This is a genomic window from Corallococcus sp. M7, assembly GCF_054512695.1.
Map to the genome: position 1 here is coordinate 9,040,060 of NZ_CM137252.1, position 12,653 is coordinate 9,052,712.

Genomic DNA, 12,653 nt, shown 5'->3' on the forward strand with positions numbered 1-12,653 from the left:
CACCGGCCGTTTCCGGGGGGCTACTCACTTGGAGGGAGTGAACAAGGCAACGACCGCCGCATCAAGTCCTTCCGGATCCAGCACGGTCACTCCCAGACCGCCCAGGCGGGCAACGCCGCGAACCGCGGGCATGACCTTGCCCGGCGCGGCGCTGACGCGCTCCACCGCCTCGATGCCATCCACGTCCGTCACCAGCAGTCCCAAATCCCTGCGACCCCGGTCCAGTAGCACGACACGGCACAGGGGCGTGGGACCTTCTGGCAGGTGGAGCAGCTGGCGCAGCTCCACCACCGTCACCACCCGGCCCCGCAGGTTCATCACCCCGGTGATGGCGGCGGGGGCGCGCGGTACACGGGTGTAGCGCTCCGGGGGCACGACGACCTCCCGGACGGCCGACAAGGGCAACCCGTAGCGTTCCTTCTCGACCCGGAAGATGACGTGCCGCACGGTGAAGGCCCTGGTGCCGGAAGGCGGCTGAAGGCGGGGGACGGGGGCTCAGGGCCCCAGGCGGAAGCTGCGCACCACGCTCTGCAGCTCCACGGAGAGGTTGGTCAGCTCGCTCGCCAGCGACGTCATCCGCGACACCGCGGCCGTCTGCTCCTGGATGACGGCCTGGATGGCCTCCGTGGAGCTGGCGTTGTTCTTCGCCACGAGCTTGATCTCCTCGATGGCCTTCACCATCTCCTCGCTGCCCTTCATCTGGTCGCGGGTGCTGTCGGAGATGAGCGTCACCTTCTCCGCGCCCTTGCGGGCGGTGTCGGTGATGGCCCCCATGGAGCGCATGATGTCGGTGAGGTCCTCACGGCCTTCCGCCAGCTCCGCGATGCCTTCCTTCATGGCGCTGACGACGGAGGTGGACTGGCCGGAGATGTCGCGCGCCAGGCGGGAAATCTGCTCCGCGGAGCGGCCGGCGCTCTCCGCCAGCTTGCGCACTTCATCCGCCACCACCGCGAAGCCGCGGCCGTACTCGCCCGCGCGCGCCGCTTCGATGGTGGCGTTGAGGGCCAGGAGGTTCGTCTGCTGCGCCACCTGGGTGATGGCGTCGACGATCTTCGAGATCTCCTGCGTCTTCTCGCCGAAGGCGAACACCTGCTGGCTGGCGGACTCGATGCGGTTGAAGACCTTCTTCACCTTGTCGCCCGCGAGCCGCGCCGCCTTGGAGCCGTCCTCCGCGCTGCTGCTCGTCTCCGCGGACGTGCGGGCCGCGTCCAGGGCGCTGGCCGCCGTGCGCTGGATGCTGCCGGCCATCTCCGTGATGACCTTGGAGGCCTGCGACACCAGCTGCGACTGGGTCTCCGCGCCGCTGGCGATCTTCTCCATCGACGAGCCCACTTCCTCCGTGGACCCGTTGACGTTCTCCGCGCTGCGCTGAAGGTCGATGGCGGTGTCCGCCACGCTCTTGGCGGTGTCTTGAATCTTGCCCACCAGCTCGCGCAGGTTCTCCTGCATGCGGGAGATGGCGCCCGTCAGCTCGTCGATTTCGTCGCGGGTGCTGTGCACCTCCGCGGCCACGGGCTTGGACAGGTCGCCCTGCGAGATTTCGAAGGCGGAGCGGCTGAGCACCTTCACGCGGGTGACGCGCGCCAGCAGCGACGGCAGGAACGTGGCGCCACCGAAGGTGATGAGCACGCCCACGCCCACGCGGATGATGAAGCTCCAGCGGCCCCAGGACGCGTCGAAGAGGCTCTCCGTGCAGAGCAGCCACGTGCCCAGCAGCAGGCCCAGCAGGATGTAGCCGGTGGTGATCTTCCGGTGCAGGGACTGCTCGCGAACCGCCTTGGGGCCCTCGACGGCGCGCAGCAGTCGCTGCACCGGCTCGCGTCGGGGGGTGAGGCCAGAGGAGGGGTCGTCGCGAAGGGGGCGGCGCACGGAGTGCTTTCAGCGGGAGGGGCGGAAAACAGCCCAGGGGTTTAGCCTTGCTGTCCGGTACGGGTCAATCATCCGGCCGGATCTGCCTGCCTGACCGGGCGAAGTGATCGAATCCCGCTGGAGGGGTCAGAACATGCCCCCCTGCGTCTCGGATTCGCAACGTCCGCTCCCGGGTGAGCACTCCCACGCGCGTCACCTCCTGCCCGGCGCGGGCGCACGCGCGCTCGAACGCCTGCATGCGTGAAGGTGGGACGGCGAGCAGCAGCTCGTAGTCCTCCCCTCCCCGCAGGGCACCCTCCGGGCCCAGCGCCGCGCGCACGGCGGGTGACAGGGGCAGCCGGTCCAGCTCCAGCGCCACGCCCACCCGGGACGCGGCGCACAGGTGGCCCAGGTCCTGCGCCAGTCCATCCGACACGTCCATCCCGGCGGAGGCGAAGCGCGCGGCCAGCCTCCCCAGGGCGACGCGGGGCTCGGGGCGGCGCTGGCGTCTCACGGCCGCGCTCCGATGGATACCGGGGACGCCGGCCTGGAGCTGCTGGAGCCCCAGGCGCGCGTCGCCCAGCGTGCCGGAGACATAGAGGAGGTCCCCGGGCCGTGCGCCCGCGCGGGTGATGGGCGCGTGGGACAGCTCGCCGGTGACGGTGAGGGTGAGGGACACCTCGCGCGCGGAGGTGAAGTTGCCGCCCACGAGCATGATGCGGTGGGCCTTCGCGAGCGCGGCCATGCCCCGGCCCAGGGCGGACACCTCGCGGGCGGGGAAGTCCCGGGGCAGCGCGAGCGCGCAGACGAACCAGCGCGGCGTGGCGCCCATGGCGGCCAGGTCCGACAGGTTCACCGCGAGCGCCTTGTGGCCGATGTCCGCCGCGGAGAACGTCGCGCGGGTGAAGTGCACGTCCTCCACCACGGCGTCGGTGGTGACGCACAGCGCGCCCCTGGACGGAGCGAGCACGGCGCAATCGTCTCCCGGGCCCACCGGCACCCGCGCGCGCGGGAAGCAGGCGAGGAAGCGTTGGATGAGGTCGAACTCGCCGGGCATGCGGCACTGAAGACCACGCTCGCGCCGGGGGACGCAATGACGACCCGCGAACGGGCGGGCGGGATGGGGGCTCGTGGCGTTGACGGTGTCGGACCGCCCAGGCATAGGACTGAGGAGTGCCCTCTTCCTCCACACCCATGGACCTGCGCCGCCGGCTGGTGACGGAAGCGCTGGGGTGTGGGCTGCTGGTGGTGGCGCTGGAGGGGTCGCACCATGTCGCGGAGCACCTGGGCGCGAGCGCCACGGAGGGACGCCTCTTCATGTCCCTGTCCTGCGGCGCGGTGCTGGCGTGCCTGTTGTGGGTGCTGCGGCCGCTGTCGGGCGCGCATCTGAATCCGGCGCTCACCTTCGCGGACGCGCTGGGAGACCGCACGCCCTGGCGCGAGGTGCCGCTGTACGCGCTGGCGCAGCTGTCCGGCAGCCTGGTGGGGCGGCTCGTCGCGCACCGCATGTGCAATGAGCCGCTGCTGCTGACGGCGAAGACGCCCGCGGCGGACGGGGCACGGTTCCTCACGGAGATGGTGGCCACGTTCGGGCTGCTGGTGGTGGTGCGGGGCTGCGTGCGCACGCGCCCGTCAGCGACGCCGTTGGCCATCGCGGGGTACGTGGCCGCGACGGTGTGGTTCACGGACTCGCGCTCGCTGGCGAACCCGGCACTGGTGCTGGCGCGAGCGGCCAGCGCCCACGTGGGAGTGATGAGCCCGTGGGAGGTGGAGTCCTTCGTCGCGGCGCAGCTGCTGGGCGCGGCGCTGGCGGTGTTCCTCTTCCGGTGGCTGCTGGGCGGCACGCCGAGGCCCGCTCCCACGGCCGTGGAGACCGTCGTCTTCGAGTGCGCGGAAGCAGGGCCCGCGCATCTGGCCGCCGCCCTCTTCAACACGCTGGCGCACCCGGACCGGGCGCGAGCGGTGGTGTCGCCGCCGCCGGGCTCGGGGCTGGATGACGGGCCGCCGCCGGCCGTGGAGGCGCTGATGCGGGAGGCGAACCTGCGCGCCGCGCCCCTGCGCGACCGGACCGTGCCCGCATCGCACTACGTCCTCATCGACGTCGCGGGCCATGCGCCAGGCATGGATGCACGCGTGCGCGAGCGATGGTCGCTGCCCTCGCTGTCGCTGACGGACGAGGCCGGAGTGAAGGCGTTGCAGGCGGCGCTGCGGCCCCGGCTGCATCAACTCCTGGCGCGCCAGGGCTGGGAACGGCTGCACGTCATCAGCGGCGGCCCCGCGCCCGAAGGCCCTCGCGCCCTCACCTGACGCAGTTCCAACAGGAAAGCCGCCGCTCCTCACTCGGGCGCCCTGTCGGCGACGCCCCTCAGAAACCTGTCCGACTGTCGGACAGGTTTTGAAAGTCCGCGCTGCTCCTCGGGCGGCGGACGCACAGCGGAAACCGGTCCGACTGTCCGACAGGTTTGGGAAGTCCGCGCTGCTCCTCGGGCGGCGGATGCACAGCAGAAACCGGTCCGACTGTCCGACAGGTTTGGGAAGTCCGCGCTGCTCCCGGGCAGCGGACGCACAGCGGAAACCGGTCCGACTGTCGGACAGGTTTTGTGCCACGTCGGGCCGGGAGGGGCGACGCAGGGTGGGCCGAGGGCTTCGTGCGTGACGGGGTGCGGCGTTGACGTCCGCCCGTCAGGCGAGCAGAGAGATGGGAGAGGGTTTTCGCATGATGGAAGGTCTTCCCCCCGTCGTCTCCTGGCCGCCGCTGCAGACGTTGATGCGGCTGACGCTCGCGCTCGCGGTGGGCCTGTTCGTCGGGCTGGAGCGTGAGTGGCGTGGCAAGGAGGCCGGCCTTCGCACCTTCGGCTTCGCGGCGCTGCTGGGCGGCATGGGCGGCCTGCTGGGCCCGAACTTCGCGCTGCTCAGTCTCGCGCTCCTGGGCGTGCTGCTGTGCTTCCTCAACTGGCAGTCCCTGCGCGCCAATGGCGGCGCGGAGCTGACCACGTCCGCCGCGCTGCTCGTCACGGGCTTCACCGGCGTGCTGTGCGGCCTGGGCCATACGGTGACGCCCGCGGCGGTGGGCGTGACGACGGCGGGCCTGCTCGCGTGGAAGGAGCGGATGGCCACCTTCAGCCACAAGATCACCGCCGAGGAGCTGCGCAGCGCCATCCTGCTGGCCATCCTCGCCTTCGCCATCTACCCGGTGCTGCCCTCGCAGCCGGTGGACCCGTGGGGCCTCATCGAGCCGCGCGCCGCGTGGGTGACCGTCATCCTCATCGCGGCCATCGGCTTCGTGAACTACCTGCTGTGGAAGATGTTCGGCACGCATGGCGTGGAGGTGACGGGGTTCCTGGGCGGGCTCGTCAACAGCACCGTCACCGTGGCGGAGCTGGCCAACCGCGTTCGCGAGACGTCCGGACGCCTGCTCGACGTGGCCTACCGGGGCGTGATGCTGGCCACCGCCGCCATGGCGCTGCGCAATGCCGTATTGCTGGGGCTGCTCTCCTTCCGCGCGCTGGTGGACTCCGCCATCCCGCTGGTCCTCATCCTCCTGTCCAGCACGGGCCTGGCGCTGGTGCGCTCGCGCGCGGAGGCCACGCCCGGCGCCGAGCCCCCCGCCCTGCCCCTCAAGTCGCCCTTCTCCCTGCCGTCCGCGCTGAAGTTCGGCCTCATCTTCCTGGCGCTCCAGGTGGTGGGCACCGTGGGCCAGACGCTGCTGGGCCGCTGGGGCTTCTACGCGGTGAGCGCCGTGGGCGGACTGGTGTCCAGCGCGTCCGCGGTGGCGTCCGCCGCGTCCCTGTGCGCCAACGGGACCATCTCCCCCACGACGGCCGGAGTGGGCGCCATCATCGCGTCGCTCGCCAGCGCCGCCATCAACTTCATCCTCGTGGCGCGCGTGTCGGAACAGCGCTCGCTCACGCTGCGGCTGGGCCGCGCGCTGGGCGTGGTGATGCTGCTGGGGCTCGTGGGCGCGCTCGTGCAGACGCGGCTGCCGGAGTTCCTTCCGAACACGCCGGGCAGCCCGGGGCTCATAGAGCCCCACCATCCCTGACCGCTAGAAGCGGTCTGGCTCCGGCATCGGCGGCGCCGCGGACAGCCCGCCCTGCATGGGCGGGTGCAGCGGCAGCTGGACGATGAAGCGCGAGCCGTGGCCGAACTCGCTCTCCACGCGCACCCGGCCGCCGTGGCCCTCCACCAGGCTCTTCACGATGGCCAGGCCCAGCCCCGCGCCGCCGAACTCACGCGTGGAGCTGCCGTCCACCTGGTAGAAGCTCTGGAAGATGCGCTCGAACTCCTCGGCGCGGATGCCCACGCCGGTGTCCTCCACGCTGATGCGGTAGCCGGGCACACCCAGCTCCTGCTGCATCGCCGCGTCCGACAGCGTCACCTTCACCCGGCCGCCCGCGGGCGTGAACTTCACCGCGTTGGCCAGCAGGTTCACCACCACCTGGCGCAGCTTGTCCAAATCCCCCGCGAGCCGGGGCTGCGGCGTGTGCGGCAGCCGCACCTCCAGTTCCAGGCCCTTGCGCTGCGCCTGCGGCAGCACGCTGGAGACCGCCGTCTGGATGACGTAGCCCGGATCCACCGGCGCCATGGACAGGCGCAGACGCCCGGCCTCAATCTGGCTCAGGTCCAGCAGCGAGGAGATCATCGAGAGGAGCGTCTCGCCCTTCTCCACGATGGTGCGCACATACTGGAGCTGCTCCGGGTTGAGCGGCCCCGCCAAGCCCTCCGCCATCATCTCCGAATACCCGAGGATGGACGCGAGCGGCGTGCGCAGCTCGTGGCTCACCGTGCCCAGGAAGGTGGACTTGAGCCGGTCCAGCTCCTTCAGCCGCGCGTTCGCCTGGAGCAACCGCGCGTTCTGCGCCTCCAGCTCGCGGTGCACCTCCAGCGTGGACTCCAGATGCAGGTGCGTGGCCAGGTACGCCTTCTGCCCGCTGGCCACGAGCGCGCCCAGCACCTGGCCGAAGTGGCCCAGCACCTGCGCGGCGGTGCGCTCCGGCACGCGGCGCACGCGGCCCAGGAGCTCCTGCGCGCGCTCCAGGTCCAGGCCATGGATGCTGGTGAGCGTCTCCGGGAAGTCCGTCAGCTCCTCCGGCGTGAAGGGCCCCAGGATGACGCGGCCCAGGAGGTCGCCATCCCAGCGCACCGGCATCACCACGTAGCGCAGGCCCGTGAAGCAGGTGAGCGCGATGAGGCCCGCCCCTTCGGAGACGTCTCCGTCCGCCACGCGCCCGCCGGCCTCCGGCAGCACGGGGCCATCCTTCACCCGGCCCACCATGGCGGTGCACGCGTGGCGTCCGTCCGGGAAGGAGAAGACGTAGGCGCAGAAGTCGCCGTGGCCCACCTTCACGTCCGCCAGCTTGTTGCCGCGCGTGTCCAGCACCTTGATGCCCACGCGGTACAGGTCGCTGAAGCCCTTCACCACCTCCGTGAAGGACGGCAGGTCCAGCAGGTCCCCGAGCGACAACCGCCGCTGGAGCGCGGACTCGCGCCGGGGCGCGCTCGCGGTGTTCCGGGGTCCTCCGCCTGACGCGCCGTTCATGGCGCCCTCCCGCTCTCCCTGCCGCCAGGCATGGCGCCGGGGCCGTACCGCCCCTCCAGCGCCGTGCCGCTCAGGTCGATGTGACGGAAGATCTGCGCCAGGAATTCTTCCTCGCTCAGCCCCACGTTGCGCGACAGCTGCGCCCTGCCCTCCAGCGCGCGCCAGGCGGTCTGCACCACGGCGTGGAAGGTCTCCACCACGCCCTCGCCTCGCACGGCCACGGAGCCCACCACCGGCTGGCTGCCCCGGCGCTGCACCTCCGCCAGCTCCTCGTCCGTCAGGCTGTCGGGCAGGTCGCGCTTGTTGAACTGGATGACCACCGGCACCTGCGTGGGGTCCAGCTCCATCTCCCGCAGGTTCTCCTGCAGGTTGCGCCAGTAGGCGTTGTTCTCCTGGGTCGCCCCACGCCGGCTGTCCGCGATGAAGACCACCGCGTCCGCGCCCTGGAGCACCACCCGCCGCGTGGCGTTGTGGATGACCTGACCGGGCACGGTGAAGAGCTTCACCTTCACCTTGAAGCCCGTGGAGGTGGAGAAGAAGACGGGCAAGAGGTCGAAGAAGAGCGTCCGGTCGTCGTGGGTATCCACCGACAGGAGGCGCCCACGCACGTCCGGCCGCGCTCGCGCATGCAGCTTGCGCAAGTTCGTCGTCTTCCCGCTCAACCCGGGGCCGTAATAGACGATCTTGAGCGTCAGCTCGCGCTGGGCGTGGTTGAGTTGCAAGGGGCAGAACTCGGACCGAGGGGGACCCGGACAGGGGTTTTATAATGGCCCCACGCTCCGCGCGGAAGGCCGCTCGCAGTCCAGACAGTGGAGCGGGACGCGTCTTCCCGGAATGATGCTCCCGCCGACGGGGGTTCGAGTAATTCCTGCTCCCCGCCTGGGAGGAGGACGTCTCCCCACACGGAAAACAGGACAATGCGCGCGGAATGATCGCGTGCATGGGTACGGGGGGACCGGTTAGGATCGCGGACGCGACGGAGGAGCAAGGCGATGACGATGAAGCAGGTGGACCCTGGCGTCGAGGTGGCGGCCCCCACGCCGGTGCTGGACGGAGCGACGCTCCCCAACGATCTGGTGAACGGGGTCAAATTCGGTCCGCCCACCGACGAGGACCTGACCACGGTGTCGGCCCTGCGCGCCAACTCCGAGCCCTGGAAGGGGCGGGGTGAGACGCAGGAGGAGAGCCTCAAGGCCCTGACCCAGCTGAAGCCCTTCCTCCACGTGGCGCGGATCCAGAACCAGGTGGTGGGCTACGTGACGGTGGAGCGCGACGGTCCGGTGCCGGGCGCGGCCTACCTGCGCAACATCGTGGTGAAGCCGGAGCTGCGGCGCCACGGCGTGGGCGCCATGCTGCTGGACAAGGCGCTGGACGCGGCGCGCGACATGTACCGCAAGACCATCGCGCTGCGCGTGGATCCGGCGAACGCGCCGGCGGTGGGCTTCTACCGCAAGGCGGGCTTCACCACGGTGGCCACGGTGGTCTCCAAGAAGTCCGGCAAGCTGCGGCTCCTGATGTCGCGCGAGCTGTAGTCCCCGGCACCCCAAAGCAATGGGTTGGACCCGACGGGAGGGGCCCTCGCACGGCCGCTCCCGTCGTGCGTTTGGGCTCATGCCCCCAGGGTGACCTGGAGCGTGGCGGTCGACTATCCTCGCGGGAGTTTCCACCCCGCCGGGCCTGACGCACGGCAGCGGTGGGGCCTCCCCCCTGAATGAAACCGCTCGCGGAACTGCTGCGTCATCTCTCGCGTCCTGGAATCACCGAGCTGGCCCTGGCCAGCGGCCGTCCTCCGATGGTGCGCGGCGCCAACGGCTACGAGCCCATCGATCCAGGCGCCCTCTCCACCGATGATCTCGTGAAGGCCCTCCAGGCGATGGTGGGCATGGCGCGCGCATCCACGGTGTCGGAGACGCCGGTGCAGTGGCAGGTGAACGCCACGGGCCTGGGTTCCCTCAACATCGCGGCGGTGCGCCGGGGCGAGCTGATGAACGTGCGCCTCACGCGAGGCACGGAAGGCGCGGTGGCGGCAGCGGCTCCAGCAGCCGCCGCGGCTCCGGCGGCCCCTGCCGCGCCCACGCGGACGCCCTACGCGGGAGTGCCCGCCGTCTCCGCGCAGGCCCCCACGCGCACGCCCTACGCGGGAGTGCCCGCCGTCTCCGCGCCCGCCGCGCAGTCGGGTGGCATGGGTGCCGGAGCCGTGCAGTCCGGTGGCATGGGTGCGGGAGCCGCCGCGCGCGGAGTTCCCGGCGGCGCGGCCCACGCGGGCGCCGCTTCACACGCGGGCTCCGCCCCGTCCCACGCGGGCGCGGGCGGGTACGCGGGTGCGGCGCCCCACTCGGGCGCCGCGGCCCATGCGGGCGCTCCGGCCCACTCGGGCGCCGTGGCCCACTCCAGCGCCAGCGCGAATCCCCCCGCGCGGGTCATCCCCATCTCTCGCGCGACCTCCGCACCGGGCCGCGACCTGACGGTGCTGCTGGAGCAGGCGCGCAGCATGGCCGCCAGCGACCTGCACCTGGTGGCCGGACGGCCTCCGCTGATGCGCCTGGCCGGAGAGCTGCTCCCCCAGGACACGCCGCTGTCCCCGGAGACGGTGGAGCGGCTGCTGCTCCCCATCATCCCGGAGCGGCTGCGGCACGTGCTGGAGAAGGACGGCAGCGTGGACTTCGCGCTGGACTCCGAGGAGACCGGCCGCTTCCGCGTCAACGTGTGCCGCCAGCGCACGGGCCTCAAGGGCACCTTCCGCGTCATCCCCCGCGAAATCCCCACCCTGGAGTCGCTGGGCCTGCCCCCGGACATCGCCAAGGCCACGCACCACCACCAGGGCCTCATCGTGCTCACCGGCCCGTCCGGTCACGGCAAGACGAGCACGCTCGCCGCGCTGGTGGACATCATCAACCGCGAGACCACGCACCACGTGCTCACCGTCGAAGACCCGGTGGAGTACGTGCACCCACGCAAGCGCGCCCTCATCAGCCAGCGCGAGGTGGGCACCAGCACCCGCACCTTCGCCAGCGCCCTCAAGGGCAGCCTCCGCGAGGACCCGGACGTCATCGTCGTGGGCGAACTGCGCGACACGGAGACCGTGCGCATGGCGCTCGCCGCCAGCGAAACGGGCCACCTGCTCATCAGCACCATGAACACGCCCAGCGCGGCGAAGACCATCGACCGGCTCATCGACCTCTTCCCGCCGGCGGACCAGCAGCAGGTGCGGCTGTCGCTCTCCAGCGGCCTGCGCCTCATCGTCAGCCAGCGGCTGATGCCGTCCACGGACGGCAAGTCCCTGGTCGCCGCCGCCGAGGTGCTCACCGGCTCCGTGGCCCTGGGCAACCTCATCCGCGACAACAAGACGTATCAAATCCCCTCCCTCCAGCAGCGCGGCAAGTCGCTGGGCATCATCCGCTTCGAGGACTCGCTCGCGGACCTGGTCCGCTCCGGCAAGGCGTCGCTGGAGACGGTGAAGGGCTTCGCGGAGAACCCGGACGAAATCGAAGCCATGGTGACGGGCAAGCGGCCCGGCGCCGCCCCCACCGTGCCCCCGCCCGCCTCCGCCCAGGAGGGCGCGCGGATGCTGTCCAAGGTGGGCTCACTGCTTGGCAAGAAGGGCGCCTGACATGACGGACACCCCCCGCATCGCCGCCTGGTTCGACATCCTGCTCGACAAGAAGGGCAGCGACCTGCACCTGGGCGTGGGCTACCCGCCCCTGGGCCGCATCCGCGGCGAGCTCGTGCCCCTGCGCGAGGAGGCCCTCACCACCGAGGAGCTGGAGTCGCTGCTCTTTGAAATCTGCTCGCCCGAACAGAAGCGGCAGATCACGGAGGAGCTGGACCTGGACTTCGCCTACGGCTACGGCACCAAGGCCCGCTTCCGCGCGAACTACTTCTACCGGATGACCGGCATTGGCGCCGTGTTCCGCACCATCCCCAGCAAGGTCCTGTCGCTGGAGGACCTGAAGACGCCGGAGGTGGTGCGCAAGATGGCGGACCGCCGCAGCGGGCTGGTGCTGGTCACGGGCCCCACGGGCTCCGGCAAGTCCACGACGCTCGCGGGGATGATCAACCACATCAACAAGACGCGCCCGGCGCACGTGCTCACCGTGGAGGACCCGGTGGAGTTCGTGCACGAATCGCTCAAGTCCCAGGTCACCCACCGCGAGGTGGGCCCGCACGCCTCCAGCTTCGCCACCGCCATCCGCTCCGCCGGCCGCGAGGACCCCAACGTCATCCTCATCGGCGAGCTGCGCACCAACGAGACGATGAAGCTGGCGCTCCAGCTGGCGAGCTTCGGGGTGCTCGTCTTCGCCACGGTGCACACCAACAGCGCCCCCGCCACCATCGACCGCATCATCAACTCCTTCCCCGCGGACGAGCAGGGCCAGGTGCGCGGCATGCTCGCGGAGTCGCTGGCCGGCATCGTCGCCCAGCAGCTCATCAAGACCGCGGACGGCAAGGGCCGCGTCGCCGCGCTCGAAATCCTGGTGGGCAGCGCCGCCATCGCCGCCATGATTCGCGAGGGCAAGGTGTTCCAGATCGCCTCCAAGATGCAGGCCGGGCAGGGCCAGGGCATGCAGACCCTGGACATGCACCTGGAGCGGCTGGTGAAGGACGACGTCATCCTCCCCGAGGCCGCCCTGGAGAAAGCCCAGGACAAGGAGAATTTCGTGAAGGTCATCCAGCGCCTGAAGCCGGACTGGCAGGTGCCGGAGACGCTGAAGGCCTAGGGGGGCGCCCTTCCGGTGGGGAAGGAATTTGCTTTCTCCCCCCGACTTCGCCTTTGTTCGGGAATGAACGTGGACCCGCCCACCGAGGTGGGTCCCAAACTTCCGAGGGGGAAGTCATGGATCAGCAGCAGCTTGAGATGATGCAGCAGATGCAGGACCAGCAGGCGGCGGGCCCGGGCCCGCTGTTCTGGATCATCTACCTGGCCTTCATCGGTGTGACGATCGCCGGCCTGTGGAAGACGTTCGCCAAGGCGGGCCAGCCGGGCTGGGCGGCCATCGTGCCGTTCTACAACATCTATGTGATGACCCAGATCGTCGGCCGTCCGGCGTGGTGGGTGGTGCTGGCGCTGCTGCCGTGCGTGAACATCATCGCTCTCTTCATCATCGGCATCGACATGGCGAAGTCGTTCGGCAAGGGCACGGGCTTCGGCATCGGCCTGGCGCTGCTCGGCCCGGTCTTCTACGCCATCCTCGGCTTCGGCGACGCGCAGTACCAGGACCCGGCCGCCTCCGGCGGTGGCATGGCCGCGGCGTAGTTCCCCCACGGC

At 70.8% G+C, this 12,653-nt stretch carries 11 protein-coding genes; 6 read left to right on the plus strand and 5 right to left on the minus strand.

Annotated elements, in window-relative coordinates:
* Window positions 1–24: 24 nt before the first annotated feature.
* The 3 genes from ACX114_RS36290 to thiL form a co-directional block, all read right to left on the minus strand.
* Window positions 25–447: a chemotaxis protein CheW gene (locus ACX114_RS36290; RefSeq protein ID WP_014400068.1), complete on the minus strand. Its 423-nt coding sequence runs from the start codon at window positions 445–447 to the stop codon at window positions 25–27.
* 48 nt (window positions 448–495) lie between these two features.
* Window positions 496–1,869 carry a methyl-accepting chemotaxis protein gene (locus ACX114_RS36295; RefSeq protein WP_459292045.1) on the minus strand — a complete coding sequence of 458 codons (1,374 nt, stop codon included), beginning with the start codon at window positions 1,867–1,869 and terminating at the stop codon, window positions 496–498.
* 64 nt (window positions 1,870–1,933) lie between these two features.
* Window positions 1,934–2,905 carry a thiamine-phosphate kinase gene (gene thiL / locus ACX114_RS36300; protein ID WP_459292047.1) on the minus strand — a complete coding sequence of 324 codons (972 nt, stop codon included), beginning with the start codon at window positions 2,903–2,905 and terminating at the stop codon, window positions 1,934–1,936.
* A 116-nt stretch (window positions 2,906–3,021) separates the two neighbouring features.
* Between thiL and ACX114_RS36305 the strand changes: the two genes are divergently transcribed.
* On the plus strand, window positions 3,022–4,155 hold the full coding sequence (locus tag ACX114_RS36305; RefSeq protein ID WP_237726461.1) for an aquaporin: 1,134 nt from the start codon (window positions 3,022–3,024) through the stop codon (window positions 4,153–4,155).
* A 409-nt stretch (window positions 4,156–4,564) separates the two neighbouring features.
* The gene (locus ACX114_RS36310) at window positions 4,565–5,890 is read left to right on the plus strand and encodes an MgtC/SapB family protein (protein ID WP_459292049.1); all 1,326 of its coding nucleotides are present in this window, start codon (window positions 4,565–4,567) and stop codon (window positions 5,888–5,890) included.
* A gap of 3 nt (window positions 5,891–5,893) precedes the next feature.
* Here ACX114_RS36310 and ACX114_RS36315 read toward each other — a convergent pair whose 3' ends face one another.
* Together ACX114_RS36315 and ACX114_RS36320 are read right to left on the minus strand one after the other, a co-directional pair.
* A complete protein-coding gene (locus tag ACX114_RS36315; protein ID WP_459292051.1) occupies window positions 5,894–7,387 on the minus strand; it encodes an ATP-binding protein in 1,494 nt (497 codons plus the stop codon).
* Entirely contained in the window at window positions 7,384–8,109 is a 726-nt protein-coding gene (locus ACX114_RS36320) for a GTP-binding protein (RefSeq protein WP_459292053.1), read from the minus strand. The genes ACX114_RS36315 and ACX114_RS36320 overlap by 4 nt, the downstream gene beginning before the upstream one ends.
* Window positions 8,110–8,379: 270 nt before the next feature.
* Here ACX114_RS36320 and ACX114_RS36325 point away from each other — a divergent pair, with 270 nt between their 5' ends.
* The 4 genes from ACX114_RS36325 to ACX114_RS36340 all read left to right on the plus strand — a co-directional run bounded on the left by ACX114_RS36325 (window position 8,380) and on the right by ACX114_RS36340 (window position 12,641).
* A complete protein-coding gene (locus ACX114_RS36325) occupies window positions 8,380–8,919 on the plus strand; it encodes a GNAT family N-acetyltransferase (RefSeq protein WP_459292055.1) in 540 nt (179 codons plus the stop codon).
* Between the two features lie 179 nt (window positions 8,920–9,098).
* Window positions 9,099–10,997, plus strand: coding sequence for a type IV pilus twitching motility protein PilT (locus tag ACX114_RS36330; protein WP_459292057.1), 1,899 nt, complete (start codon window positions 9,099–9,101; stop codon window positions 10,995–10,997).
* Window position 10,998: 1 nt separating this feature from the next.
* Window positions 10,999–12,105 (plus strand): type IV pilus twitching motility protein PilT, encoded by a 1,107-nt coding sequence (locus tag ACX114_RS36335; RefSeq protein WP_459292059.1) that lies wholly within the window; start codon window positions 10,999–11,001, stop codon window positions 12,103–12,105.
* A gap of 116 nt (window positions 12,106–12,221) precedes the next feature.
* The gene (locus tag ACX114_RS36340; RefSeq protein WP_459292061.1) at window positions 12,222–12,641 is read left to right on the plus strand and encodes a DUF5684 domain-containing protein; all 420 of its coding nucleotides are present in this window, start codon (window positions 12,222–12,224) and stop codon (window positions 12,639–12,641) included.
* The last annotated feature ends 12 nt before the right edge of the window (window positions 12,642–12,653 follow it).

Excerpts from the sequence above, each read along its gene's own strand:
- thiL (WP_459292047.1), bottom strand. The coding sequence starts at position 2,905 with ATGCCCGGCGAGTTCGACCTCATCCAACGCTTCCTCGCCTGCTTCCCG.
- ACX114_RS36310 (WP_459292049.1), top strand. The coding sequence starts at position 4,565 with ATGATGGAAGGTCTTCCCCCCGTCGTCTCCTGGCCGCCGCTGCAGACG.
- ACX114_RS36315 (WP_459292051.1), bottom strand. The coding sequence starts at position 7,387 with ATGAACGGCGCGTCAGGCGGAGGACCCCGGAACACCGCGAGCGCGCCC.
- ACX114_RS36325 (WP_459292055.1), top strand. The coding sequence starts at position 8,380 with ATGACGATGAAGCAGGTGGACCCTGGCGTCGAGGTGGCGGCCCCCACG.
- ACX114_RS36330 (WP_459292057.1), top strand. The coding sequence starts at position 9,099 with ATGAAACCGCTCGCGGAACTGCTGCGTCATCTCTCGCGTCCTGGAATC.
- ACX114_RS36335 (WP_459292059.1), top strand. The coding sequence starts at position 10,999 with ATGACGGACACCCCCCGCATCGCCGCCTGGTTCGACATCCTGCTCGAC.
- ACX114_RS36340 (WP_459292061.1), top strand. The coding sequence starts at position 12,222 with ATGGATCAGCAGCAGCTTGAGATGATGCAGCAGATGCAGGACCAGCAG.